Consider the following 23,058-nt stretch of genomic DNA (forward strand, 5'->3'; position numbering starts at 1 on the left):
AGGAGGCGAGAACGGGTAACATAATAACGTCTCTATCAAAACTCGTCGCCGCCCATGCCTATTACACCGATTGCCAGCCGTCCCCACGACCACTCTCATTGCGTGCATAGCGCTTTGTCCGAGGCCGATACCTTGTGCGCCCAGAAAGGCTTGCGCCTGACCGCGTTGCGCCGCCGGGTGCTGGAACTGGTGTGGCAGAGCCACAAACCGCTGGGCGCCTACGACATTCTCGCCGTGCTCAGCGAGCAGGACGGCCGCCGCGCCGCGCCGCCAACCGTGTACCGCGCGCTGGATTTCCTGTTGGAAAACGGCCTGGTGCACCGCATCTCTTCGCTGAACGCCTTCGTAGGCTGCGTCCACCCCGAGCATGCGCATCAGGGCCAGTTCCTGATCTGCCGCGATTGCCACGCCGCCATCGAACTTGAGCAAAAAGTGATCAGCGACGCGATCATCAACAGCGCCAAAGACGTCGGTTTCATCGTCGAAGCACAAACCGTCGAAGTCGTCGGCCTATGCTCCGGTTGCCAGGGGGCTTGATGAGCAATGCGCTGATTCGTCTGGAACAGGTCGCCGTCACGTTTGCCGGGCAGACTGTGCTGGACAACATCGAGCTGAGCGTCGAGCCGGGGCAGATCGTTACGTTGATCGGCCCTAACGGCGCCGGCAAGACCACGCTGGTGCGCGCCGTGCTGGGTTTATTGAAGCCGGACAGCGGCAGCGTCTGGCGCAAGCCGAAGCTGCGTGTCGGCTATATGCCGCAAAAACTTCACGTCGATCCGACCTTGCCGCTGTCGGTGCTGCGCTTTCTGCGGCTGGTGCCGGGCGTTGATCGTCCGCGTGCGCTGGCGGCGCTGAAAGAAGTTGGCGCCGAACACGTCATCGACAGCCCGGTGCAAAGTGTTTCCGGCGGTGAAATGCAGCGCGTATTGCTGGCGCGGGCGTTGCTGCGCGAGCCGGAATTGCTGGTGCTCGACGAGCCGGTGCAAGGCGTCGACGTCGCTGGGCAAGCCGAGTTGTACAGCCTGATCACCCGTCTGCGCGATCGCCATGGCTGCGGCGTGCTGATGGTGTCCCACGATTTGCATCTGGTGATGAGCACCACCGATCAGGTGGTCTGCCTCAACCGTCACGTCTGCTGCTCCGGGCATCCCGAGCAGGTCAGCGGCGATCCGGCGTTTGTCGAACTGTTCGGCAAGAACGCGCAGAGCCTGGCGGTTTATCACCACCATCACGACCACGCTCACGACCTGCACGGTTCGGTGGTCAAAGGGCCGGTTATCGGCCAACCCCACGTTCACGGAGACAACTGCAAGCATGGCTGATTTTCTGTTGTATGCCCTGCTTGCAGGTCTGGCGCTGGCACTGGTGGCCGGGCCGCTCGGTTCGTTTGTGGTCTGGCGGCGCATGGCTTATTTCGGCGACACCCTGTCCCACGCCGCGTTGCTCGGTGTGGCTTTGGGCTTTTTGCTGGATGTCAGCCCGACGGTCGCGGTCACCGTAGGCTGCCTGCTGCTGGCGGTGCTTTTAGTGACCTTGCAACAGCGCCAACCGCTGGCGTCTGACACGCTGTTGGGAATTCTCGCACCGAGCACGCTCTCTCTCGGCCTGGTGGTACTAAGCTTCATGCATGAAGTGCGGATCGACCTGATGGCCTATCTGTTCGGCGACTTGCTGGCGATCAGCCCGACCGACCTGGCGTGGATTCTCGGTGGCAGCGCGGCGGTGCTGGTGTTGCTGGTGACATTGTGGCGGCCATTGCTGGCGATCACCGTGCATGAAGAGCTGGCCAAGGTCGAAGGCCTGCCGGTTGCAGGTCTGCGCATGGCGCTGATGTTGTTGATTGCGGTGGTGATCGCGGTGGCGATGAAAATCGTCGGTGTGTTGCTGATTACTTCACTGCTGATCATTCCGGCGGCTGCGGCACAACGTCACGCCCGCTCGCCGGAGCAGATGGCGGTGGGCGCGAGCCTGCTGGGCATGCTCGCCGTGTGTGGCGGGCTGGCACTGTCGTGGTTCAAGGACACCCCGGCCGGGCCGTCAATCGTTGTGACGGCGGCCGCACTGTTTCTGTTGAGTTTTGTTCTGCCCCGTCGTGGGGTGTAGACTTGGCCGCTTTTTGCGCAAATAGAGAGTCGCAGGAATGAAGCCGTTCGCCTCCCGTTATCTGCTCCTTGTCGCATTTTCAGTGCTGCTGGGCGCCTGCCAAAGCACGCCGCCGGTGGCCGAAGTCCCCGATGCGCGGGCTACGGCCATCGCACAGCTGGAGCAAAGCCTGGCCAGCAGCGAACTGGCCACCGCCGAAGACCAATTGGCCGCTTTGCAGAAAGAAACTCCCAATGATCAATCCCTTGAGCAATACCAGCGGCAGCTTGCCGAAGCGTATCTGCGTCGCAGCCAGATCGTGCTGCAGAAGGGCGATGTGAATGCCGCTGCTACGGCGTTAAGCCGTGCCCGTGCGTTGATGCCGAAAGCGCCGGCGCTGACCGGTGGCGTCAACGGCGCCATCACTGAAGCGCGCAAGGCTGAGCTGGAAAAGGCTGAAGCGGCGCTGCTGGCCGCTGAGGCCAAGCCGAAAGCCAAGGTGATCGATCCGACTGCCGAGAGCACCACGGTTGCGTTGAATATCACTGATAGCCGCAAACTTCGCCGGCAACTGGATGCGATCGCCGCCGATGTGGTGAATTATGAGTGTGGGGTGACGATTCAGGCGCCTCGGACCAATGATTATCCTTGGTTGGCGACGTTGCTGACCAAGCGGGTCAAGAAATTGAATCCGGATTTTGATCTGAAGATTGTGAAGCAGACCGTGCGCACCGTGCCTGCGCAAATGGTTTTGAGTCCGCGTAAACCTTAAAAAGATCGCAGCCTGCGGCAGCTCCTACACAGTCATTCCCTGTAGGAGCTGCCGAAGGCTGCGATCTTTTGCTTTTTAAGCCGGAATGGCTTTCGCCTTAGGCTCGCGATCCCAAACCCGATGCTGCCCGATCGCCGCAAAGAACGGTTTGGTCAACGCACCCACATCCTTACCCTCCAGCAGCCCGGCATCTTTCTCCAGCTTCAACACATCCAGCAACTGCTTGGCTTCGCCCTGCAACGCAATTGCCTTCAAGTGCTTGTACGCCTCCAGCACGTAGTGCAACGCCACGCCGTCGCCGCTCAACGCCTTGACCGACGCCGCGCCACCCGGCACAAACACCGCGTCAAAGATCACTGACGGCATGCCTTCCATCGAAGCGTCCACTGGCAGGCTTTTGCCGTCCGCCGTTTTCACCGGCGCCGAAGTCGGCCCCAGCAACTTGGCATGCGCACCTTCAGCCGCCAATGCTTTCTTCATCGCATCAATTGCCGCACCATCGACGCCGTTAGCAGCAAGAATCGCCACTTTTCGCGTTTTGATGTTTTCCGGCAGCAGGTTCGCCTGGCTCAGTGCTGGCGAGTGATCGAACGACACCTTGCGCGAATCCACCGTGCCTCTGGCAGGCGCAGGCAGACCCAGATTGGCCGCCACACGCTTGGCCAGTTCCAGATCGATGTTGGCCAGAATCTCGTTCACCTCCCGCGCACGGATGAACTCACGTTCAACCTTGCCAAGTTCGAAGCTGTAGGCGGCAATGATGTGCTCTTTCTCATGGTCGCTCATGCTGTTGAAGAACAACGTCGCTTGGGAAAAGTGATCGCTGAACGATTCGCTGCGCTGACGGATCTTGTTCGCATCGATGCGTTCCGGATAACTCTCGAAACCACCGTCCTGCGCGGCCGGCGGTGTCTCTTTCGGCCAGCCGCCATCAATCGAGTTCGGCTCGTAGGAAGCACGGCCCTTGTCGATCACCGTGCGGTGCTGCGCATCGCGCTGACCGTTGTGGAACGGCGCCACCGGGCGGTTGATCGGCAGCTCATGAAAGTTCGGCCCACCGAGTCGGCTGATTTGCGTATCGGTGTAGGAAAACAGCCGACCTTGCAGCAGCGGGTCGTTGGAAAAGTCGATGCCCGGCACGATGTGGCCAGGGCAGAACGCAACCTGCTCGGTCTCGGCAAAGAAGTTGTCCGGATTGCGGTTCAAGGTCATTTTGCCCAGCGGCGTGATCGGCACGATTTCTTCGGGGATCAGCTTGGTCGGGTCGAGGATGTCGAAATCGAAGTCGTGCTCGTTTTCCTCCTCGATGATCTGTACGCCGAGTTCCCATTCCGGGTAGTCGCCCATCTCGATCGCTTCCCAGAGGTCGCGACGATGGTAGTCGGTGTCTTTACCGGCGAGCTTCTGCGCCTCGTCCCACACCAGCGAACACGTGCCGGCAGTCGGGCGCCAGTGGAATTTGACGAAGCGCGATTTGCCCTCGGCGTTGATCAGCCGGAAGGTGTGCACGCCGAAGCCCTGCATGCTGCGGAGGCTTTTCGGGATCGCCCGGTCGGACATCGCCCAGATGACCATGTGCGCCGATTCCGGCACCAGCGAGACGAAATCCCAGAAGGTGTCGTGAGCTGAGCCACCGGTGGGGATTTCATTGTGCGGCTCGGGTTTCACCGCGTGGACGAAGTCGGGAAACTTGATCGCGTCCTGAATGAAAAACACTGGCATGTTATTGCCGACCAGGTCGAAGTTGCCTTCATCGGTGAAGAACTTCACCGCGAAGCCACGCACGTCGCGTACGGTATCGCCGGAACCACGCGGGCCCTGCACCGTGGAAAAGCGCACGAACACCGGCGTCTTTTTCCCCGGATCCTGTAGGAAACCGGCCTTGGTCAGCGTCGAATGGTTCTCGTAGGCCTGAAAGAAACCATGCGCGCCAGTGCCGCGCGCGTGGACGATGCGCTCCGGGATCCGCTCATGGTCAAAATGCGTGATCTTTTCCCGCATGATGAAGTCTTCAAGCAGCGACGGCCCGCGCGGTCCGGCCTTGAGGGTGTTCTGGTTGTCAGCAACCTTGACCCCTTGGTTGGTGCGCAGGGCCTGGCCGGTGGCGTCGGAGCGAAATTTTTCCAGGCTGTCGAGTTTGGCGTTGGTGTTGGCGCGATCCGGGGTATCGGTTCCGGCCATCTGGCTTTTATCGGTCGTAGGCTTCTTGCTCATCAGTCGTAAACTCCTCGGTTGACCCCGATGCTTGCCGGGGACTCTTGAGTGGTTCCCAGGCACGGCACCCAGGGTTTTCAAGTCGCTTACTTAGTGACTGATGAGGCACTCGGGGCGTTCCTTTTTTATGACCTTTGATCTTGTTATTGCCAAATCGAAGGTTAATTGCGAAATAAATGCTAAGAACCTCTATACGGACAGGCTAAAATGCGCGCCCGGCTAACCGCTGATCCTTTTCTAACGCGCCCCACAAGGTTCGCTACGTGATCGAGTTTCAAAACGTCCACAAGACTTACCGCGTCGCCGGTAAGGATATTCCCGCGCTGCACCCGACCAGTCTCTCTATCGAGAACGGGCAGGTGTTCGGCCTGATCGGCCATTCCGGTGCGGGCAAAAGTACCCTGCTGCGTCTGATCAATCGCCTGGAAGACTCCAGTGGCGGCAAGATCTTCGTCGACGGCGAAGAAGTCACCGCGCTGGATGCCAACGGCCTGCGCCGTTTCCGCCAGCAAGTCGGGATGATCTTCCAGCACTTCAACCTGCTTGCCTCCAAGACCGTGGCCGACAACGTTGCGTTGCCGCTGACCCTGGCGGGGGAGTTGTCGAGCAGCGAGGTGAATCAGCGCGTCGCCGAATTGCTCAAGCGCGTCGGCCTGTCCGACCACGCGAAAAAGTACCCGGCGCAATTGTCCGGCGGCCAGAAGCAGCGCGTCGGCATCGCCCGCGCCCTGGCGACCAAGCCGAAAATTCTGCTGTGCGACGAGGCCACCAGTGCCCTCGACCCACAGACCACGGCCTCGGTGTTGCAACTGCTGGCCGAGATCAACCGCGAGCTGAAACTGACCATCGTCCTGATCACCCACGAGATGGATGTAATCCGTCGCGTCTGCGATCAAGTCGCGGTGATGGACGCTGGCGTGATCGTCGAGCAAGGTTCGGTGGCCGATGTGTTCCTGCATCCCAAGCACCCGACCACCAAGCGTTTCGTTCAGGAAAGCGAGCAGATCGACGAAAGTGAACAGCGTGATGACTTCGCTCACGTGCCAGGCCGCATCGTGCGTCTGACCTTCCAGGGCGAAGCGACCTACGCGCCGTTGCTCGGTACCGTCGCGCGGGAAACCGGCGTCGACTACAGCATCCTTGCCGGTCGTATCGACCGCATCAAAGACATTCCGTACGGGCAATTGACCCTCGCCGTCACCGGTGGCGACATGGAAGCGGCTTTCGCCCGCTTCACCGCCGCTGACGTTCACATGGAGGTATTGCGCTAATGGAAGACCTGATCAGTTTCTTCACCAATATCGACTGGTACGAAATCTGGCTGGCCACCGGCGACACCATGCTGATGCTCGGTGGTTCGCTGCTGTTCACCGTGTTGCTCGGCCTGCCGCTGGGCGTGTTGCTGTTCCTTTGCAGCCCGCGTCAGTTGCTGGAAAGCCGTGGCCTCTACGCGTTCATGTCGTTGGCGGTGAACATCCTGCGTTCGCTGCCGTTCATTATTCTGTTGATCGTGATGATCCCGTTCACCGTACTGATCACCGGCACGTCGCTGGGCGTGGCCGGTGCGATTCCGCCGTTGGTGGTGGGTGCGACACCGTTCTTCGCGCGTCTGGTGGAAACCGCGCTGCGTGAAGTCGATCGCGGCATTATCGAAGCGACCCAGTCGATGGGCGCGACCACGCGGCAGATCATCATGAACGCCTTGCTGCCGGAAGCCCGCCCGGGCATCTTCGCGGCGATTACGGTGACGGCGATTACACTGGTGTCCTACACGGCGATGGCCGGTGTGGTCGGCGCCGGTGGTCTGGGTGACCTGGCGATCCGTTTCGGTTACCAGCGTTTCCAGACCGACGTGATGATCGTCACCGTGGTGTTGCTGTTGATTCTGGTGCAAGTGCTGCAGATGGTCGGTGATCGACTGGTCGTGCATTTCTCGCGCAAATAACCGGTTTTGTAATCAAGAGATGAGCCGGCCATTCGCTGGCAGGCGCCAGACGGGCGCTTTGAAAAGGAGTTAGCTGAATGAAAAAACTGATCGCTGCTTTTGCTGCCGTTGCAGCATTCTCGGCCCACGCCGAAACCCTGACCGTTGCCGCCACCCCGGTGCCGCACGCAGAAATCCTCGAGTTCGTGAAACCAGCCCTGGCCAAAGAAGGCGTGGAGCTGAAGGTCAAGGTCTTCACCGACTACATTCAGCCGAACGTACAGGTCGCGGAAAAGCGTCTGGACGCCAACTTCTTCCAGCACCAGCCGTACCTCGATGAGTTCAACAAGGCCAAGGGCACCAATCTGGTCGCCGTGACCGGTGTGCACCTGGAGCCGCTGGGCGCTTATTCGAGCAAGCTCAAGGATCTGAAGGATCTGCCAAGCGGCGCCAACGTGGTGATCCCGAACGACGCCACCAACGGCGGCCGTGCCCTGTTGCTGCTGGCCAAGGCTGGCGTGATCACTCTGAAGGATCCGACCAACATCCTGTCGACCGTCAAAGACATCGCGACCAACCCGAAAGACCTGAAGATCCGTGAACTGGAAGCCGCGACCATCCCGCGCGTGCTGACCCAGGTCGATCTGGCGCTGATCAACACCAACTACGCGCTGGAAGCCAAGCTCGATCCGTCCAAGGATGCGCTGGTGATCGAAGGTAACGACTCGCCGTACGTGAACATCCTCGTGTCCCGCCCGGACAACAAGGACAGCGACGCGATGAAGAAACTCGCTGCAGCCCTGCACAGCCCGGAAGTGAAGAAATTCATTACCGAGAAGTACAAAGGCGCGGTGCTGCCGGCGTTCTGATTTAGATTGCTGTAACGAAAAAGGGACGCCACTGGCGTCCCTTTTTTGTGTCTGAAATACCGCTCCGGTAGCACTAAATTTGTGGTGAGGGGATTTATCCCCGATGGGCTGCGCAGCAGCTCCAAATGCAGCATTTGCGCGCTAACTGGTGTGCTGCATTCAGGGGTATTGGGACGGCTGCGCCGTCCATCGGGGATAAATCCCCTCGCCACAAAGGGTTCTCGGTGCGTCCATTGGTGACTTATTTGCGGTTTAGCATGACCGGGAGTTGCGCCACCAGTTTGGCGTTGTTCAGCGGCGCACGAATAAACCCCCGCTGGGTGCCATCCGGGCCAATCACCGCGAGGTTGCCGCTGTGATCCACGGTGTAATTCGGCTTACTGGTATCCGCCGGAATAAACGGAATACTCACCGCATTCGCCACCTTCTGCAGCTCTTCAATCGAAGTCGGCGTCAGGCCGATGAACTGCGGATCAAAGTAGCCCAGATACTGCTTCAACTGCTTCGGGTTATCACGGTTCGGGTCAACGCTGACCAGCACGATCTGCAACTTGTCCACGGCGTCTTTCGGCAGTTCACTCTTGATCTGCCGCAGCTGTGCGAGCGTGGTCGGGCAGATGTCCGGGCAGAAGGTGTAGCCGAAGAACAACAGGCTCCACTTACCCTTCAACTCATTGATCGCCACCGGTTTGTCGTCCTGATCAGTCATCGTCACGTCCGGCAGATTGCGGCTCTGTGGCAGCAGGATGATGCCGGCGTCGATCAACGCGGTCGGGTCGCCCTGGCCCTTGCCGCTCAGCACTTTGTTGACGGTAAGTCCCAGGATCAGCGCGATCACGGCGACGAGGATGAAGACGGTTTTCTGGGTTCGAGTCATAGGTTCAACAGTAAATAGTGGTCTACGAGCAGGGCGATGAACAGCAGAAACAAGTACCAAATAGAGTACTTGAAGGTGTTGATCGCCGCGTGCGGCCGAGTGCCACGGTACAGCACCACGGCCCATTGCAGAAACCTTGCGCCCAGAGCGAGCGCGCAAATCAGGTAGAGCACGCCGCTCATGTGGATCACGTACGGCAGCAGACTCACCGCCAGCAGCGCGAAGGTGTACAGCAGAATGTGCACCTTGGTGTAGTGCTCGCCGTGGGTAACCGGCAGCATCGGGATGTCGGCCTTGGCGTATTCCTCCTTGCGATGGATCGCCAGCGCCCAGAAGTGCGGCGGCGTCCAGGCGAAGATGATCAGCACCAGCAACAACGGTTCGGCGCTGACATGGCCGGTGGCAGCCGTCCAGCCGAGCAGTGGCGGGGCGGCGCCGGCGAGGCCACCGATGACGATGTTCTGTGGCGTCGCACGTTTGAGGAAACCGGTGTAGATCACCGCGTAACCGAGCAGCGAGGCCAAGGTCAGCCAAGCGGTCAGCGGATTAGTGAAAGTCAGCAACAAGGCCTGACCGAGCAGCGCCAGTACCAGCGCAAACGTCAGCGCCGCCGCCGGCGAAACCCGGCCCTCGGCCAACGGCCGTTTGTGCGTACGCGCCATCACCGCATCGATGCGCCGATCGACCACATGATTGACCGCCGCCGCGCCACCGGCACACAACGCGATACCCAGATTGCCGAACACCAGCACCGTCCACGGCACCCCGGCGCGGGTCGCGAGGAACATGCCGACCAGCGAGGTGATCAGCATCAGCACCACGACTTTCGGTTTGGTCAGTTCCAGGTAATCACGCCAGATCGCCTGATGCGGACGTTCGCCAATCAGAATCGCCACGGCGTTTCTCCTTTAATAGTGATGGGCGCGGCGGAATGTTTGCGCGGGCTCAGGCGCCAGCGCGCGAGCACCGGTTGTTTGACCCGGACCAGGCTGGTGCGCGCGTGGTAATTGACCAGCACCATCGTCAGCAACAGCGCCGCACCGCCAGCGTTATGCGCGACAGCTACCGGCAGCGGCAGATGGAACAACACGTTGCTGATGCCGAGGGTGATCTGCGCCGCGAGGGCGATCAGCACCAGACCGGCCAGCCTTGTCATGCCGACCACTTTTAATTGCCACGCAAGACCGAGCAGCACCAAGGTCACCAGCAGCGCGCCGATCCGGTGAGTCAGATGAATCGCCGTGCGCGCATCACTGTCGAGTTGCCCGCCGAGATAATTCGGGCCGATGTGTTGCGTCAGATGAAAGCCATTGGCGAAATCCGCTGTCGGCAACCACTGCCCGTGGCAGGTCGGGAAGTCGATGCAGGCCACCGCCGCGTAGTTGGAGCTGACCCAGCCACCCAGCGCAATTTGGCCAATCACCAACAGCAATCCCGCCGTCGCCCAATACTGCAAACGCTTGGGCACGGTCAGCGCCGGCAGCACGCCGGACAATCTAAGCGTCAGCAAAAACAGCAGACTCAACGTGGCAAAACCGCCGAGCAGATGCCCGGTGACCACCTGCGGCCAGAGCTTGAGCGTCACCGTCCACATGCCAAACGCCGCTTGTGCGAACACCACCGCGAGCAGAAACAACGGCAGTTTCAACGGCTGCCCCGGATGACGCCGATTGACCCACGCCCGCCCGGCCAGAATCGAAATCAGCATGCCGAGGGTGCCGGCGAAGTAGCGGTGGATCATCTCGTTCCAGCCCTTGTGCGCCTCCACCGGCGAGTCGGGGTAATGCAGTTCGGCATGGGCCAGTTGGGCTTCGCTTTTCGGCACGCTGATAAAACCGTAGCAGCCCGGCCAATCCGGACAACCGAGGCCGGCGTGGGTCAGGCGCGTATACGCGCCGAGCAGCACCACAATCAGCGCCAGCAGGGTGGCAAACAGCGCGAGGCGAAATCCAGGTTTGGCCATGACGATGCCCTTATCCGATGTTCGACAGTTTCAGCAGGTGCCGCAGGTCGTTGAGCAGATCCTTGCCTTTCACATTCGGCTCGTAACGCAGCACGAGGTTGCCGTGGGGGTCGATGATCCACAGCTGCGACGTGGCTTTGTCGCCCGTGGTTTTACTGAACACAGCGGCGTCCAGCGGGTAGCGTTGCAGCTGTGGATATTCGCGGTTGAGCTTGGCGTCGTAATCAGTGCTGACCGGTTGCGCAACGGCGAGGGCATGGCTGGCGCGGCCGGCATCGCGGCCGAGGCCGATCTGGATCTGCCGCGCCAGATACACCAGTTGCTGGCAATCCACCGCGCAATCTTTCGGCGCCGTGACCAGGATCTGCCAACGCGCTTCATCGGCCTGCACACCGAGGTCAGCGCGGGTCTGGCCGTTGCCGATCAGTTCGCCGTGATAGCTGCGTCCGTCCGGGACCCAGAACTGCAATTTGTACATGCCGGTGGCGAGCACCATCGGGCCAATCACGCCAAGCAAAATCAGCAGCAGCTGAACGCGCCCGCGACGGCGGCTGGCGGCAGGTTTCGCCTCAGACATGCTGGGTGGATTCATGGCCGTTCCCATGGTGTTTCTCCTTTGCGTTGTGCAAGCCCAAATAGACGTAGAGGCCGAGCAGGGCGGTGGCCATGGCGAACCACTGCACGGCGTAACCGAGGTGTTTTTCCGGGCCCATCGCAACCACCGGCCAATCGGCCTCGTAGCTGGCCGGGCCGGGTTCGGCGCGTAATTCGTAGGCGAAGCCGTCGCGGTCGAGGGTTTGCCACAGCTTGGCGGGTTCGACGGCAGTGATGGTTTGCGGCCAAGTGCTGCTGACTGGATCAGCGTGCAACTGGAAAGTGGCGCCGGGGGCGACGTAGACCCAGGCATCGACATTCAACGCTTCAGTGGGCGTGGTGAATTGCGGCGGTACGCGGCGATCCGGCCACGGCAACCAGCCGCGGTTGACCAGCAGCCACAAACCGCTGCGTTGATCCTGAAACGGTTGCAGCAACTCGACGCCGACTTTGCCGTTACGTTGGCGGTTATCCAGCAGCAAACTGTGCGCGGCATCGAACTGGCCATGCAGGTGCACGCGGCGATAGGCCGGATCGGCGCTGTTCAGCAACTCAATGCTGGCCATCGGCTCGGCCGCGCGGCGTTCGGCGTAACTGGCGAGCAGTGCGGTTTTCTCGGCGCCCCGGCTCAGTTGCCAAAAGCCCAGCGACACCAGCAGCGGCAGCAATAACGCCACCACCACGGTCGGAATCACGCCCGGACGAAAGCGCTTCATGGCCGCGCCACAAAGTCAGTCGTTGCGCTCGCTATACTCAATTGCATCGCCTGTCCCCCGGAGTTCTTCCCATGCTCAAAACAGCGATCGTCCTGATGCTGATTGCCACGGTGATCAGCCTGTTCAGCGGCCTGTTTTTCCTGGTCAAGGACGACAGCAGTTCCAATCGCCTGGTCATCGCCTTGAGTGTTCGGGTGGCACTGGCCGCTGGCACCGTCGGCTTGATCGCCTGGGGCTTTTACAGCGGCCAATTGGTCTCGCATGCACCTTGGTAGGGTTGTTCCTCAGAGTACGTAAACGAAGATAAACAGGCCGATCCACACCACGTCGACGAAGTGCCAATACCAGCTCGCCGCTTCGAAGCCGAACTGGTGCTCGTTGTCGAAGTGGCCCTTCATGATGCGCATCAGCATCACAAACAGAATGATCGTGCCGATGGTCACGTGGGCGCCGTGGAAACCGGTGAGCATGAAGAACGTCGCGCCATAAATGCCCGAACCGAGGGTCAGGCCCAGTTCGTGGTAGGCGTGAATGTATTCCTCAGCCTGGAAACCAAGAAACGCGCAACCGAGCAGTACGGTGATCGCCAGCCAGATTTTCAGCGCGCCGCGATGGCCCTTCTTCAAGGCATGGTGGGCGATGGTGATGGTCACACTGGAGCTGACCAGCAGAATCGTGTTGATCAGCGGCAGGCCCCACGGGCTGATGACGTCCTTGGGTGGCGGGAACAGTTTCGGATCCGGCGTGTGCAGCAGCGGCCAGGTGAACTGGAAGTTCGGCCAGAGCATGTGCGCGATGCCTTTGGTGCCTTCCCCGCCGAGCGCCGGGCCGGAGACGTGGCGCACGTAAAACAGCGCACCGAAGAAGGCGACGAAAAACATCACCTCGGAGAAGATGAACCAACTCATGCCCCAGCGAAACGAGCGATCCAGCTGCGCGCTATAGAGGCCCGCGCGGCTTTCCTTGATCACCGCGCCGAACCAGCCGAACAGCATGTACGCCAGCAACAGGCCACCGACGAAAAAGATGTACGGGCCGTGGGATTCCGGGCGCGCCGCCTTCAGATCGTTGAACCAGACGGCCAGGCCGTACACGGTGATGGCCATGCCGAAGGTCGCAATGATCGGCCATTTGCTTTGCGGCGGAACGTAATAATGCTCATGAGTTGCCATTTATTGTTCTCCTTATCGGGCACGCTCAACCGCCAGTGTTTACAGCCACCGGCGGATGTCGGGCAGTGATATCGAACAGCGTGTAGGACAGCGTCAGGTGCTTCACTTCCTTGGGCATGTCGCGGTCAACAATGAAACGCACCGGCATCTCGATCTGCTGACCGGGCTGCAGCACTTGCTGGGTAAAGCAAAAGCATTCGGTCTTGTGGAAATACGCCGCCGCGTTACTCGGCGCGATGCTCGGCACGGCTTGCGCACTCATCGGTTTGTCGGTGGGGTTGCGCGCGATGAAGATCATTTCGTTGACTGCGCCGGGATTGGCGGTGAGTTCGTCATGCTTGGGGTAAAAGTCCCAGGGCATGTCGGCGGTGTTGGTCGACAGAAACTGCACACGCACCTGGCGCGAAGTGTCGACCACTTGCTCGCCCTCGTACTGCCCGGCGGTCTTGCCGTTGATGCCGAAGGCTTTGCACATCACGTCGTAGATCGGCACCAGGGCAAAGCCGAAAACGAACATCGCCACCACGACACCGAGGAGGCGGGTGACGAGTTTCTTCGTCGAGATCGAGTCAGGCATGGCTTCCACCCCCTATCGGTGATGCCTTTGTGGCGAGGGGATTTATCCCCGTTGGGTTGCGCAGCAGCCCTGAATCCAGCGCACACGGTTTGCCTGATAAATCTCGGTTGCAGATTTTGGGGCTGCTTCGCAACCCAGCGGGGATAAATCCCCTCGCCACAGGGGATCTGTGTACTGCCCAATAAGAGTTGTGAGCATTCATAGGGGATCTGTGTGCATCCAGAGAATATCTGTGAGCATCCACAGGGGATCTGTGTGCATCCAGAGAATATCTGTGAACATCTACAGGGGACCTGTGCCTTTGCACAAATTTCACAAAAGGCTGGATATTCATTTCACTTCCGGCGGTGTGGTGAAGGTGTGGTACGGCGCCGGTGACGGCACGCTCCACTCCAGACCTTCCGCGCCATCCCATGGTTTGGCCGGTGCTGGCGGGCCGCCGCGAATGGTTTTGATCACGATGAACAGGAAGAAAATCTGCGTCGCACCGAACATGAACGCGCCAATCGACGAGACCATGTTGAAGTCGGCGAACTGCAGGTTGTAGTCCGGAATCCGTCGCGGCATCCCCGCCAGTCCGACAAAGTGCATCGGGAAGAAGGTCAGGTTCATGCCGACGAACGACAGCCAGAAATGCAGCTTGCCGAGGGTTTCGTCGTACATGTGGCCAGTCCATTTCGGCAGCCAGTAATAGGTCGACGCGAAGATCCCGAAAATCGCCCCCGGCACCAGCACGTAGTGGAAGTGCGCGACCACGAAGTAGGTGTCCTGATACTGGAAGTCCGCCGGGGCGATGGCCAGCATCAACCCGGAGAAACCGCCGATGGAGAACAGGATCACGAACGCCACGGCAAACAGCATCGGCGTTTCGAAGGTCAGCGAGCCTTGCCACATGGTGCTGGCCCAGTTGAACACCTTCACCCCGGTCGGTACCGCGATCAGCAGCGTCGCGTACATGAAGAACAGCTCGCCCACCAGCGGAATGCCGACCACGAACATGTGGTGCGCCCAGACGATGAACGACAGGAAGGCAATGCTCGCCGTCGCATAGACCATCGAGGTGTAGCCGAACAGCGGCTTGCGCGAGAAGGTCGGGATGATCGAGCTGACGGCGCCGAATGCCGGCAGAATCATGATGTACACCTCGGGATGCCCGAAGAACCAGAACACATGCTGGAACAACACCGGGTCACCGCCACCGGCCGCACTGAAGAAACTGGTGCCGAAGTGGATGTCCATCAGCATCATCGTTACGCACCCGGCGAGTACCGGCATCACCGCGATCAGCAGAAACGCGGTGATCAGCCAGGTCCAGACGAACAGCGGCATTTTCATCAGCGTCATGCCGGGGGCGCGCAGGTTGAGAATGGTCGCGACGACGTTGATCGCGCCCATGATCGAACTGATCCCCATCAAGTGGATGGCGAAGATGAAGAAGGTCACGCTTTCCGGCGCGTAGGTCGTCGACAGCGGCGCATAGAACGTCCAGCCAAAGTTCGGCCCGCCACCGGGGGTGAACAGGGTCGAGACGAGGATCAGGAATGCCGCCGGTAACAGCCAGAAGCTGAAGTTGTTCATCCGCGGCAGGGCCATGTCCGGCGCGCCGATCATCAACGGGATCATCCAGTTGGCGAGGCCGACGAAGGCCGGCATCACCGCACCGAAGACCATCACCAGACCGTGCATGGTGGTCATCTGGTTGAAGAACGCCGGCTCGACGATTTGCAGCCCCGGCTGGAACAGCTCGGCGCGAATCACCATCGCGAACGTACCGCCGAGCAGGAACATGCAGAACGCAAACCACAGGTACAGCGTGCCGATGTCCTTGTGGTTGGTGGTCAGCACCCAACGCATCAGGCCTTTGGCGGGGCCGTGGGCGTGGTCGGCATGACCGTGGTCATCGATGACAGCGCTCATGACCGGTCTCCTTTACGTGAGTGGATGGGGCGGGCCGGGGCGCGTTGCCCCGGCCGGTTCACGAAGTACGCGATAGACCGGCTCATTTGCTTTCCGCCTGTTTCAGCTCCAGCACTTCTTTTGGCGTGACCATGTCGCCCTTGTTGTTGCCCCAGGCGTTACGTTCGTAGGTCACGACCGCTGCGATATCGACTTCCGACAGCTGCTTGCCGAACGCCGCCATGGCGGTACCGGGCTTGCCGTGGAAGACAATGCTCAAGTGGCCTTCTTTCGGGCCGGTGGCGATTTTCGAGCCCTTGAGCGCCGGGAACATCGGCGGTAGGCCTTGGCCTTCGGCCTGGTGGCAGGCGACGCAAGTGGTGTGATAGACCTTGTCGCCGCGTTCCTTGAGTTCGTCGAGCGTCCATTCCTTGCTGGTCAGCTCTTTAAGCTGCGCGGCTTCGGCTTTGCGCTCGGCAAGCCATTTGTCGTAGTCGGCCTTGTCCTTGACCTCGACCACGATCGGCATGAAGCCGTGATCCTTGCCGCACAGTTCGGCGCACTGGCCACGGTAAATGCCGGGCTTGTCGATGCGCGTCCACGCCTCGTTGACGAACCCTGGAATCGCATCGCGCTTGACCGCGAAGGCCGGTACCCACCAGGAGTGAATAACGTCGGCGGAGGTCACGAGGAAGCGCACCTTGGCCCCGGTCGGCAGCACCAATGGCTTGTCGACCTCGAGCAAGTAGTGCTCGCCCTTGGCTTCCTTGTTGTGGATCTGCTCGGCGGGGGTGGCCAGGTTGCTGAAGAACTCGACGTCCTGACCCAGGTATTTGTAGTGCCACTTCCACTGATAGCCGGTGATCTGGATATCGATATCCGGCTCACTGGTGTCGTACATCTTGATCAGGGTGGCAGTCGCCGGCACGGCCATCGCCACCAGAATCAGAAACGGTACGACGGTCCAGAGAATTTCGACGGTGGTGCTTTCGTGGAATTTTGCGGCGACCTGCCCGGTAGAACGGCGGTGCACCATCATCGACCAGAACATGGCGCCGAAGACGATGATCCCGATCACCACACAGATCCAGAAAATGGTCATGTGCAGGTCGAATACTGCGTGACTGATTTCAGTCGCTCCAGGCGCCATATTCACAGTCCAGGCAGCGTGTGCCGGACTGAAAATCGACCACAACAGGAGGCCCATCCAGACGTGTGGATGTCGCATCATTGCGGGTTCCCCTTATCGTTCTTGTTATCCCGCCGGCTTTCGCCTGCGGCAAGGGAGCGGCTGCATCAGACTACGAACTTGAATCGCCGGGCCTTGCTGCGGGTGCAGTCGGGCGTCATCAGCTAACTCCATTCACTGGCGAGTATAGTCAGCGGCTGAGAAATGCAATGTGCTGAAGTAAATGATCTGAAACAGCGGGTGCTTGCATTCGAGGGCACGAATGGAGAAGGATGCAGACGAGTGGTGGCAAATCGATATAACGCAGCTGCATCAAGGATGAAATAATTATGACAAATGCGTCTTAGCATTTTTCGTAAGCCAGCTAACTTATGTCTTCCCTATTTCATTGCCTTGTTTCCTGGAGTTTTCATGAACACCGCCGCATTGCGCGAGCAGATCCAAACAGCCCAACAACATGAGAAAGACACTGGCCTGCTGACCCGTCAGCTGGAAAGCAAGCTGCCGCATCTACACCCGTCGATCCAGTTACCGGAAGCCGACGCCAATGGTGTGCTGACGCGTTTTGTCGCCGCCTATATCGATGAAGTGCCGGACCTGCTGGACGCAGCCAATGAAGTCGCCAGGGAAGCGGGAATCGAATCGCAGATCAAACCGGTGCTGAAAATCGCCGAGCAGTATTTCCTCCAGCCGCCGGCCATCATGGCCGGGCACGTTGGCCTGGACAGCCTGCTCGACGAAGCCTATCTGGCGCACCGTTTTGTCGAAGAGGTCAACGACCTGTACATCAAGCATTTCGGCCAGCCATTGATCCCCTTGGACATGACAGTCGCCAACTTGATTGCTCACCAATTGATCGGTGAGGAATTTGCCAACCAACTGGACGAAGCGGTGCATCACGCCATCGACGAGATGCTCAACGACGAGAGTTTTGCCCTGGAATCGGTAGAAGCCTACCGCGACAAACTCAGCAGTCCGGACACCGGCGCCGCGTGGAAACGCTGGCCGTGCATGGGCCGCCGCCTGGGTGTGGGCCTGGAACTCGACCAGCCCGCCGCCTGAGTTCACACGATCCAATGTAGGAGCTGCCGCAGGCTGCGATCTTTTGACCTTGTTTTTTACAATCAAGATCAAAAGATCGCAGCCTGCGGCAGCTCCTACAGCGGTTGAGTTCAGCCAGCAAATTTATCCGGCTGCACCGATGCCTGTTGTTGTGCGAATCCGCCCTTCAAGCCTGCGCTTCAAGCCTCGCGATTCGATCAACAGTTTCGAGCCCTTCGCCGCATTCGCCCGGCCCCACTCCTCCAGCAACTCCAGACACGAATGGTCGATGTAGCTCAGGTTATTGAGCGGCACATGCACCGTCGTGCCCAGCGGAATGCTACCCAGCACTTGCGTCAGTGCCGGCACCTTGAGGAAGGTCGCCGCGCCGACCAGACGCAACTCCATTTCGCCTTCCTGCGGCAGATCGATCAGGCTGATCTTCAACCGCGAAGCCTTGAACGCCAGTTTCAGCAGGGTCATACCGAAACCGATCAGCACACCCGTCAGCAGGTCTGTGAAGATGATCGCCAGCGCCGTCGCCGCGTAAGTGAACATCGGCATCCGTCCATAACGACCCAGACCACGAAACGCCTTGAGGTCGACCAGTTTGAAACCGGTATACACCAGCACGCCCGCCAGACTCGCCACCGGAATGCTTTGCAGCACGCTCGACAGCAACAGCACGAACGCCAACAGCCACAGGCCATGGAAGATCGTCGAGTAACGCGTGGTCGCGCCGGCCTGAACGTTGGCCGAACTGCGCACGATGACCCCGGTCATCGGCAGCGCGCCGACCAGGCCGCAGAGCATATTGCCGATACCTTGCGCCGACAGTTCACGGTCAAAGTCCGAGCGTACACCGCTGTGCATACGATCCACTGCGGCGGCAGACAACAGGGTTTCCGCACTGGCGATAAACGCCACGGCGAACGCCGCGATCAGCAGCGTCGGGTCAGCCAGGCTGAGCAGATCGGCAGGCCTGAGCCAATCAATGGCTTCCGCCAGATTCGCCGGTACTTCAACGCGTTTCACCTGTAACGCCAGCAGCAGACTCGCCCCTGTCGCCAGGCCGACACCGAGCAATGCACCAGGTACGAAACGCAGCGAATGCGGGCGAAACTTCTCCCACAACCACATCACCGCAATCGTCGACAGCCCGAGCAACCCGGCCTGCCAGCCGAACGACGGCAGCGCTTGCGCCACGGCTGCCGGGAACGCCGTGAGGTTATCCAGCCCTGAAGGTTTCGGTGACGCATCGAGCATCACGTGCACCTGTGACAGCACGATCAACACACCAATCCCCGCCAGCATCCCGTACACCACCGCTGGCGCTGTAACCCGAAACCAGCACCCGAGCTTCAAGCGTCCGGCCACCAGTTGCAGAAAACCGGCGAGCAGCAGAATCGGCCCGAGCATCTCGATGCCGTGCTGGCGCACCAGTTCAAAGACCAATACCGCCAGACCCGCCGCTGGTCCACTGACCTGCAACGGCGAACCCGCCAGCCAACCGACCACCAGACCACCGATGATCCCGGTGATCAGACCCTTGGCCGGCGGCAACCCTGAGGCAATCGCAATGCCCATGCACAGCGGCAGGGCGACCAGAAACACAACCACTGAAGCGAGCAGCTCCCGTGGCAACACCGCTTTCAATTGAGCCGCACGCATGGCGATTCTCCCGAAGTTTTCTTCAGGCATGGCAAGGCCGGGTCGCTGAATCAGCGACCGGCGTCAAACCACACAGATGTTTAGGAGGATTTAGAAGCGCGCTTTGGGCGTCGCCACCGGAATCGGATGGCTGCCATCGAGCGGCAGGAAGCGTCCCTGATCCGCGTCGTAAGCTTTGATTTCGCTGGTTTCGATGTTGTAGACCCAGCCATGGATGAACAAATGACCGTTCGCCATGCGCGAGGCTACCGAAGGATGGGTACGCAAGTGCTGCAACTGGGCGATGACGTTTTCCTCGGTGAGGATCGGCATGCTTTCTTTTTCGTCGGCGCAGTGACAGTTGTCATGCACCATGGTTTTCGCGACTTCGGCGTGGCGCAGCCAGGCTTTGACCGTCGGCATTTTTTCCAGGCTGTCCGGGTTGAGCACCGCACGCATGGCGCCGCAATCGGAGTGGCCGCAGATGATGATGTGCTGCACGCCGAGGGCCAATACCGCGTATTCGATCGCGGTGGACACGCCGCCGTTCATCTGGCCGTAAGGCGGGACAACGTTGCCGACGTTACGGGTCACGAACAGGTCGCCAGGCGAGCTTTGGGTGATCAGCTCGGGGACGATGCGCGAGTCGGCGCAGGTGATGAACATCGCTTTTGGCGACTGGGCCGTGGCGAGTTTCTTGAAGAGTTCTTCCTGCTGCGGAAAAACCTCATGATGAAAATGCAAAAAGCCATCTACGATCTGGCGCAGCGCTGCATCGGCGGATTCCGCTTCTGGGGTTTGCGCCGACGCAGCCAGCGGCTGTTTATCCTTATCACTCATGATTCATCCTCTTTGACGGATTCAGGGAATCTTCCCCGGTATTCCGGTATGAAGCCAGTGGCTGTTTAAACTATCCCGGTCATCCCGACCGGTCAGTCACTCGATGAACAAGGTAGCCGCCGAAACTTAACTCAAACTGAATCAAACGCTCTAGAACGTGTGTTCCAGGTCACAAAAAACGTGACTGGCGACTTTCGACGGAAGGATTCCAACCCCTCAACCCAGAGCTAATTGTCGCTAAATCAACGACATCTGGCGACCCGGCGGACAGAAGGCTGTGCAATCGAGGTTGTAGCCTTCGCGATGATTCAGACCAAGACGTTTAATCGCCTTCGCAAACCGCTGAGCCAACAGATCGGCAAACACTCCTTCGCCGCGCATGCGTGCGCCAAAACGACTGTCGTACAGCTCGCCGCCACGGCTCTGACGGATCAGGCTCAAGACATGCGCCGCCCGTTGCGGATAGTGCGCCTGCAGCCATTCTTCGAACAGCGGCGCCACCTCCAGCGGTAGACGCAACATCATGTAGGCGGCACTTTGCGCGCCGGCGGCGTGGGCCTCGTTGAGCAGATTTTCGATCTCGCTGTCGTTGATCATCGGAATCATCGGCGAACACAGCACACCGACCGGAATCCCTGCTTCGCGCATTACCCGAATAGCGCGCAATCGCGCCTTGGGCGCCGCCGCGCGCGGTTCCAGAATGCGTTTGAGTTCATCGTCCAGCGTGGTCAGGCTGATCATCACCGCTACCAGCCGCTGCTGCGCCAGCTCGGTGAGCAGGTCGAGATCACGCAAGATCAGCGAGCCTTTGGTGACGATGGTCACCGGATGCTTGTAGCGCAGCAGCACTTCGAGGGTCTGGCGGGTGATCTTGTGTTCGCGCTCGATCGGTTGGTATGGATCGGTGTTGGAGCCCAGATTGATCGGCGCACATTGATAACCGCGTTTGCTCAGTTGTTCTTCCAATACCTGAGCGGCGTTGGTCTTGGCGATCAGCCGGGTTTCGAAATCCAGCCCCGGCGACATGTCCCAATAGGCATGGCTGGGCCGCGCGTAGCAATAGATACAGCCGTGTTCACAGCCGCGGTAGGGATTGATCGAGCGATCGAAGGGCAGATCCGGCGAAGTGTTACGGGTAATGATGGTTTTCGCGGTTTCGATCATCACCTCGGTGTTCTGTGTTTCGGGCACTTCCTGATACCAGCCGTCGTCCTCGGCCACCGAACGATTCGGTGCAAAGCGGTTGTGCGGGTTGGTCGCGGTGCCGCGACCGCGAGGTGGCAATGGAGTAGACATGAAAACGCCCCGATACTGTATATGCACACAGTATCGGGGCGTTGAGCATCTGGCTAGTGCCGTCGGGCGACTGGTCAGTTGTGCTGTGTTACCTGACCGAGGTCATCGCTGGAGGTGTGTTTCATATCCTCCTTGCGCAGCTCGGCAACATCAGCAGCCTTCACCGGCGCACCCTTATTACCCCAACTGCCACGAATAAAACTCACCACATCCGCGACTTCCTGATCCGACAAGCGCCAGGCGAAACCCGGCATGGTGAAAGTAGAAGGCGCGGTGTGCGTCGCCGGCAAGGTGCCGCCCTTGAGCACGATGTGAATCAGCGAGGTCGGATCTTCCGATTGCAGCACCGGATTGCCCGCCAGTGCCGGGAACACTCGCGTGTAGCCGTGACCATCGGTGCGGTGACAGGCCGCGCAGTTGTCGATGTACACCGAGGCACCGCGTTGGCTGTCGTCGCCGTTCCACAGCGCTTTGGCGGCTTTTTCGTCGTACTGATGCGGTTGATCGTTTGGGTCATTGGCCGGCAGCGACTTGAGGTAGCGGGCGATGGCGGTCAGGTCGGCGTCGGTCATGTATTGCATGCTGTGGGTGACCACATCACTCATGCCGCCGAACACCGCGCTGCGATCGCTGCGACCGGTCTTGAGGAATTGCACCAGTTGCTCTTCGCTCCAGCCGCCGAGCCCGTCCTTGTGATCGCCGCGCAGACTCTTGGCGATCCAGCCTTCCAGCGGCGCACTGCCGGCGAGGAAGTTGCTGCCATCGGCTGCGCTTAAGGATTTTTCCTGCATGGTCAGCGCACGTGGCGTGTGGCAGGCGCCGCAATGGCCGAGGCCCTCAACCAGATACGCCCCTCGGTCGATCACCGGGTCGGCACTGGTTGCTTGGTAGTCCTCGACCTTCGGCGCAAACATCCAGCGCCAGCCCATCAATGGCCAACGCATGCTCAACGGCCACGGAATATCGCTGGCCTTGTTCTCTTGCGCGACCGGTTCTACGCCATGCATGAAGTACGCATACAGCGCCTGCATGTCGGTTTCGCTGACACGCGCGTAGGACGGATAAGGCATCGCCGGGTACAACGTACTACCGTTTTTGGCGACGCCATGGCGAACGGCCTGATCGAAGTCCTCGAAGCTGTATTCACCGACGCCGGTTTTATCCGGGGTGATGTTGGTCGAATAGATCGTGCCGATCGGCGTTTCCATCGGCAGACCACCGGCGAACGGCTTGCCGCCCTTGGCGGTGTGGCAGGCTACGCAGTCACCGGCGCGGGCAAGGTATTCGCCTTGTTTGATCAAGGCTTGATCAACTTCAGCCGCATGAATTGAGGCGCTGCCGAGCAGGGCCAAAGTCGCGATAACGAAATTCTTCATGGTCATCGCT

Annotated in this window: 23 protein-coding genes; 9 read left to right on the forward strand and 14 right to left on the reverse strand. The window is 59.9% G+C overall.

What is annotated here, in order from left to right; all coding sequences use genetic code 11:
• The first annotated feature begins 54 nt into the window (after nt 1-54).
• From ACQ4MY_RS18605 to ACQ4MY_RS18620, 4 genes are read left to right on the forward strand one after another with little or no spacing between them, the layout of a single operon-like run.
• Nucleotides 55-537 carry a Fur family transcriptional regulator gene (locus ACQ4MY_RS18605; RefSeq protein WP_007911760.1) on the forward strand — a complete coding sequence of 161 codons (483 nt, stop codon included), beginning with the start codon at nt 55-57 and terminating at the stop codon, nt 535-537.
• Entirely contained in the window at nt 537-1,322 is a 786-nt protein-coding gene (gene znuC, locus ACQ4MY_RS18610; protein WP_008081224.1) for a zinc ABC transporter ATP-binding protein ZnuC, read from the forward strand. The genes ACQ4MY_RS18605 and znuC overlap by 1 nt, the downstream gene beginning before the upstream one ends.
• Nucleotides 1,315-2,103, forward strand: coding sequence for a zinc ABC transporter permease subunit ZnuB (znuB, locus tag ACQ4MY_RS18615; protein ID WP_008081222.1), 789 nt, complete (start codon nt 1,315-1,317; stop codon nt 2,101-2,103). Before znuC ends, znuB begins: the two co-directional genes overlap by 8 nt.
• Nucleotides 2,104-2,140: 37 nt before the next feature.
• On the forward strand, nt 2,141-2,854 hold the full coding sequence (locus ACQ4MY_RS18620; protein WP_008081221.1) for a PA5502 family lipoprotein: 714 nt from the start codon (nt 2,141-2,143) through the stop codon (nt 2,852-2,854).
• Nucleotides 2,855-2,929: 75 nt separating this feature from the next.
• Here the strand turns inward: ACQ4MY_RS18620 and katE are convergent, their stop codons facing one another.
• Nucleotides 2,930-5,071, reverse strand: a complete 2,142-nt coding sequence (katE, locus tag ACQ4MY_RS18625) for a catalase HPII (protein WP_440096097.1) — start codon at nt 5,069-5,071, stop codon at nt 2,930-2,932.
• A gap of 260 nt (nt 5,072-5,331) precedes the next feature.
• On the opposite strand from katE, the gene ACQ4MY_RS18630 reads away from it, so the two are divergent.
• The 3 genes from ACQ4MY_RS18630 (at nt 5,332) to ACQ4MY_RS18640 (ending at nt 7,861) form a co-directional block, all read left to right on the forward strand.
• Nucleotides 5,332-6,339, forward strand: a complete 1,008-nt coding sequence (locus ACQ4MY_RS18630; protein ID WP_008081216.1) for a methionine ABC transporter ATP-binding protein — start codon at nt 5,332-5,334, stop codon at nt 6,337-6,339.
• Nucleotides 6,339-7,013, forward strand: a complete 675-nt coding sequence (locus ACQ4MY_RS18635; protein ID WP_008081214.1) for a methionine ABC transporter permease — start codon at nt 6,339-6,341, stop codon at nt 7,011-7,013. The genes ACQ4MY_RS18630 and ACQ4MY_RS18635 overlap by 1 nt, the downstream gene beginning before the upstream one ends.
• 77 nt (nt 7,014-7,090) lie before the next feature.
• Entirely contained in the window at nt 7,091-7,861 is a 771-nt protein-coding gene (locus ACQ4MY_RS18640; protein ID WP_440096071.1) for a MetQ/NlpA family ABC transporter substrate-binding protein, read from the forward strand.
• 241 nt (nt 7,862-8,102) lie between these two features.
• Here ACQ4MY_RS18640 and ACQ4MY_RS18645 read toward each other — a convergent pair whose 3' ends face one another.
• From ACQ4MY_RS18645 to ACQ4MY_RS18665, 5 genes are read right to left on the reverse strand one after another with little or no spacing between them, the layout of a single operon-like run.
• Nucleotides 8,103-8,738 carry an SCO family protein gene (locus ACQ4MY_RS18645; protein ID WP_440096072.1) on the reverse strand — a complete coding sequence of 212 codons (636 nt, stop codon included), beginning with the start codon at nt 8,736-8,738 and terminating at the stop codon, nt 8,103-8,105.
• A complete protein-coding gene (cyoE, locus tag ACQ4MY_RS18650; RefSeq protein WP_038365028.1) occupies nt 8,735-9,634 on the reverse strand; it encodes a heme o synthase in 900 nt (299 codons plus the stop codon). The genes ACQ4MY_RS18645 and cyoE overlap by 4 nt, the downstream gene beginning before the upstream one ends.
• A complete protein-coding gene (locus tag ACQ4MY_RS18655; protein ID WP_141126083.1) occupies nt 9,622-10,701 on the reverse strand; it encodes a COX15/CtaA family protein in 1,080 nt (359 codons plus the stop codon). Before ACQ4MY_RS18655 ends, cyoE begins: the two co-directional genes overlap by 13 nt.
• Nucleotides 10,702-10,711: 10 nt before the next feature.
• Nucleotides 10,712-11,305, reverse strand: coding sequence for a hypothetical protein (locus ACQ4MY_RS18660; RefSeq protein WP_440096073.1), 594 nt, complete (start codon nt 11,303-11,305; stop codon nt 10,712-10,714).
• A complete protein-coding gene (locus ACQ4MY_RS18665; RefSeq protein WP_440096074.1) occupies nt 11,271-12,011 on the reverse strand; it encodes an SURF1 family protein in 741 nt (246 codons plus the stop codon). The genes ACQ4MY_RS18660 and ACQ4MY_RS18665 overlap by 35 nt, the downstream gene beginning before the upstream one ends.
• A 71-nt stretch (nt 12,012-12,082) precedes the next feature.
• On the opposite strand from ACQ4MY_RS18665, the gene ACQ4MY_RS18670 reads away from it, so the two are divergent.
• Nucleotides 12,083-12,286 (forward strand): twin transmembrane helix small protein, encoded by a 204-nt coding sequence (locus tag ACQ4MY_RS18670; protein ID WP_016986462.1) that lies wholly within the window; start codon nt 12,083-12,085, stop codon nt 12,284-12,286.
• 9 nt (nt 12,287-12,295) lie between these two features.
• Here the strand turns inward: ACQ4MY_RS18670 and ACQ4MY_RS18675 are convergent, their stop codons facing one another.
• The 4 genes from ACQ4MY_RS18675 to coxB all read right to left on the reverse strand — a co-directional run bounded on the left by ACQ4MY_RS18675 (nt 12,296) and on the right by coxB (nt 16,887).
• Nucleotides 12,296-13,183: a cytochrome c oxidase subunit 3 gene (locus ACQ4MY_RS18675; protein WP_053125435.1), complete on the reverse strand. Its 888-nt coding sequence runs from the start codon at nt 13,181-13,183 to the stop codon at nt 12,296-12,298.
• A 25-nt stretch (nt 13,184-13,208) separates the two neighbouring features.
• Nucleotides 13,209-13,760: a cytochrome c oxidase assembly protein gene (locus ACQ4MY_RS18680; protein WP_440096075.1), complete on the reverse strand. Its 552-nt coding sequence runs from the start codon at nt 13,758-13,760 to the stop codon at nt 13,209-13,211.
• Nucleotides 13,761-14,090: 330 nt separating this feature from the next.
• The gene (gene ctaD, locus ACQ4MY_RS18685; RefSeq protein ID WP_008081194.1) at nt 14,091-15,677 is read right to left on the reverse strand and encodes a cytochrome c oxidase subunit I; all 1,587 of its coding nucleotides are present in this window, start codon (nt 15,675-15,677) and stop codon (nt 14,091-14,093) included.
• Nucleotides 15,678-15,759: 82 nt separating this feature from the next.
• Entirely contained in the window at nt 15,760-16,887 is a 1,128-nt protein-coding gene (coxB, locus tag ACQ4MY_RS18690; RefSeq protein WP_440096076.1) for a cytochrome c oxidase subunit II, read from the reverse strand.
• Nucleotides 16,888-17,256: 369 nt separating this feature from the next.
• On the opposite strand from coxB, the gene ACQ4MY_RS18695 reads away from it, so the two are divergent.
• Nucleotides 17,257-17,907 carry a hypothetical protein gene (locus tag ACQ4MY_RS18695; protein ID WP_008081191.1) on the forward strand — a complete coding sequence of 217 codons (651 nt, stop codon included), beginning with the start codon at nt 17,257-17,259 and terminating at the stop codon, nt 17,905-17,907.
• A gap of 123 nt (nt 17,908-18,030) precedes the next feature.
• On the opposite strand, the gene ACQ4MY_RS18700 is transcribed toward ACQ4MY_RS18695, so the two are convergent.
• From ACQ4MY_RS18700 to ACQ4MY_RS18715, 4 genes are all read right to left on the reverse strand, one after another.
• The gene (locus tag ACQ4MY_RS18700; RefSeq protein ID WP_008081189.1) at nt 18,031-19,557 is read right to left on the reverse strand and encodes a SulP family inorganic anion transporter; all 1,527 of its coding nucleotides are present in this window, start codon (nt 19,555-19,557) and stop codon (nt 18,031-18,033) included.
• 90 nt (nt 19,558-19,647) lie between these two features.
• Nucleotides 19,648-20,376 (reverse strand): carbonic anhydrase, encoded by a 729-nt coding sequence (locus ACQ4MY_RS18705; protein WP_008081186.1) that lies wholly within the window; start codon nt 20,374-20,376, stop codon nt 19,648-19,650.
• 237 nt (nt 20,377-20,613) lie between these two features.
• A complete protein-coding gene (locus tag ACQ4MY_RS18710) occupies nt 20,614-21,672 on the reverse strand; it encodes a PA0069 family radical SAM protein (RefSeq protein WP_440096077.1) in 1,059 nt (352 codons plus the stop codon).
• 74 nt (nt 21,673-21,746) lie between these two features.
• Nucleotides 21,747-23,048 (reverse strand): c-type cytochrome, encoded by a 1,302-nt coding sequence (locus ACQ4MY_RS18715; protein WP_440096078.1) that lies wholly within the window; start codon nt 23,046-23,048, stop codon nt 21,747-21,749.
• Nucleotides 23,049-23,058: the final 10 nt, after the last annotated feature.

This window comes from Pseudomonas sp. SM4 (genome assembly GCF_051913165.1).
Classification (GTDB): Bacteria; Pseudomonadota; Gammaproteobacteria; order Pseudomonadales; family Pseudomonadaceae; genus Aquipseudomonas.

What these genes read in the sequence shown, in the direction of transcription:
- znuC (WP_008081224.1), top strand. Translation starts at nt 537, where the DNA reads ATGAGCAATGCGCTGATTCGTCTGGAACAGGTCGCCGTCACGTTTGCC.
- coxB (WP_440096076.1), bottom strand. Translation starts at nt 16,887, where the DNA reads ATGATGCGACATCCACACGTCTGGATGGGCCTCCTGTTGTGGTCGATT.
- ACQ4MY_RS18620 (WP_008081221.1), top strand. Translation starts at nt 2,141, where the DNA reads ATGAAGCCGTTCGCCTCCCGTTATCTGCTCCTTGTCGCATTTTCAGTG.
- ACQ4MY_RS18670 (WP_016986462.1), top strand. Translation starts at nt 12,083, where the DNA reads ATGCTCAAAACAGCGATCGTCCTGATGCTGATTGCCACGGTGATCAGC.
- ACQ4MY_RS18680 (WP_440096075.1), bottom strand. Translation starts at nt 13,760, where the DNA reads ATGCCTGACTCGATCTCGACGAAGAAACTCGTCACCCGCCTCCTCGGT.
- ACQ4MY_RS18665 (WP_440096074.1), bottom strand. Translation starts at nt 12,011, where the DNA reads ATGAAGCGCTTTCGTCCGGGCGTGATTCCGACCGTGGTGGTGGCGTTA.
- ACQ4MY_RS18700 (WP_008081189.1), bottom strand. Translation starts at nt 19,557, where the DNA reads ATGCGTGCGGCTCAATTGAAAGCGGTGTTGCCACGGGAGCTGCTCGCT.
- ACQ4MY_RS18715 (WP_440096078.1), bottom strand. Translation starts at nt 23,048, where the DNA reads ATGAAGAATTTCGTTATCGCGACTTTGGCCCTGCTCGGCAGCGCCTCA.
- ctaD (WP_008081194.1), bottom strand. Translation starts at nt 15,677, where the DNA reads ATGAGCGCTGTCATCGATGACCACGGTCATGCCGACCACGCCCACGGC.
- ACQ4MY_RS18640 (WP_440096071.1), top strand. Translation starts at nt 7,091, where the DNA reads ATGAAAAAACTGATCGCTGCTTTTGCTGCCGTTGCAGCATTCTCGGCC.
- ACQ4MY_RS18605 (WP_007911760.1), top strand. Translation starts at nt 55, where the DNA reads ATGCCTATTACACCGATTGCCAGCCGTCCCCACGACCACTCTCATTGC.
- ACQ4MY_RS18705 (WP_008081186.1), bottom strand. Translation starts at nt 20,376, where the DNA reads ATGAGTGATAAGGATAAACAGCCGCTGGCTGCGTCGGCGCAAACCCCA.
- ACQ4MY_RS18660 (WP_440096073.1), bottom strand. Translation starts at nt 11,305, where the DNA reads ATGGGAACGGCCATGAATCCACCCAGCATGTCTGAGGCGAAACCTGCC.
- znuB (WP_008081222.1), top strand. Translation starts at nt 1,315, where the DNA reads ATGGCTGATTTTCTGTTGTATGCCCTGCTTGCAGGTCTGGCGCTGGCA.
- ACQ4MY_RS18675 (WP_053125435.1), bottom strand. Translation starts at nt 13,183, where the DNA reads ATGGCAACTCATGAGCATTATTACGTTCCGCCGCAAAGCAAATGGCCG.
- ACQ4MY_RS18645 (WP_440096072.1), bottom strand. Translation starts at nt 8,738, where the DNA reads ATGACTCGAACCCAGAAAACCGTCTTCATCCTCGTCGCCGTGATCGCG.
- ACQ4MY_RS18695 (WP_008081191.1), top strand. Translation starts at nt 17,257, where the DNA reads ATGAACACCGCCGCATTGCGCGAGCAGATCCAAACAGCCCAACAACAT.
- ACQ4MY_RS18635 (WP_008081214.1), top strand. Translation starts at nt 6,339, where the DNA reads ATGGAAGACCTGATCAGTTTCTTCACCAATATCGACTGGTACGAAATC.
- ACQ4MY_RS18655 (WP_141126083.1), bottom strand. Translation starts at nt 10,701, where the DNA reads ATGGCCAAACCTGGATTTCGCCTCGCGCTGTTTGCCACCCTGCTGGCG.
- ACQ4MY_RS18710 (WP_440096077.1), bottom strand. Translation starts at nt 21,672, where the DNA reads ATGTCTACTCCATTGCCACCTCGCGGTCGCGGCACCGCGACCAACCCG.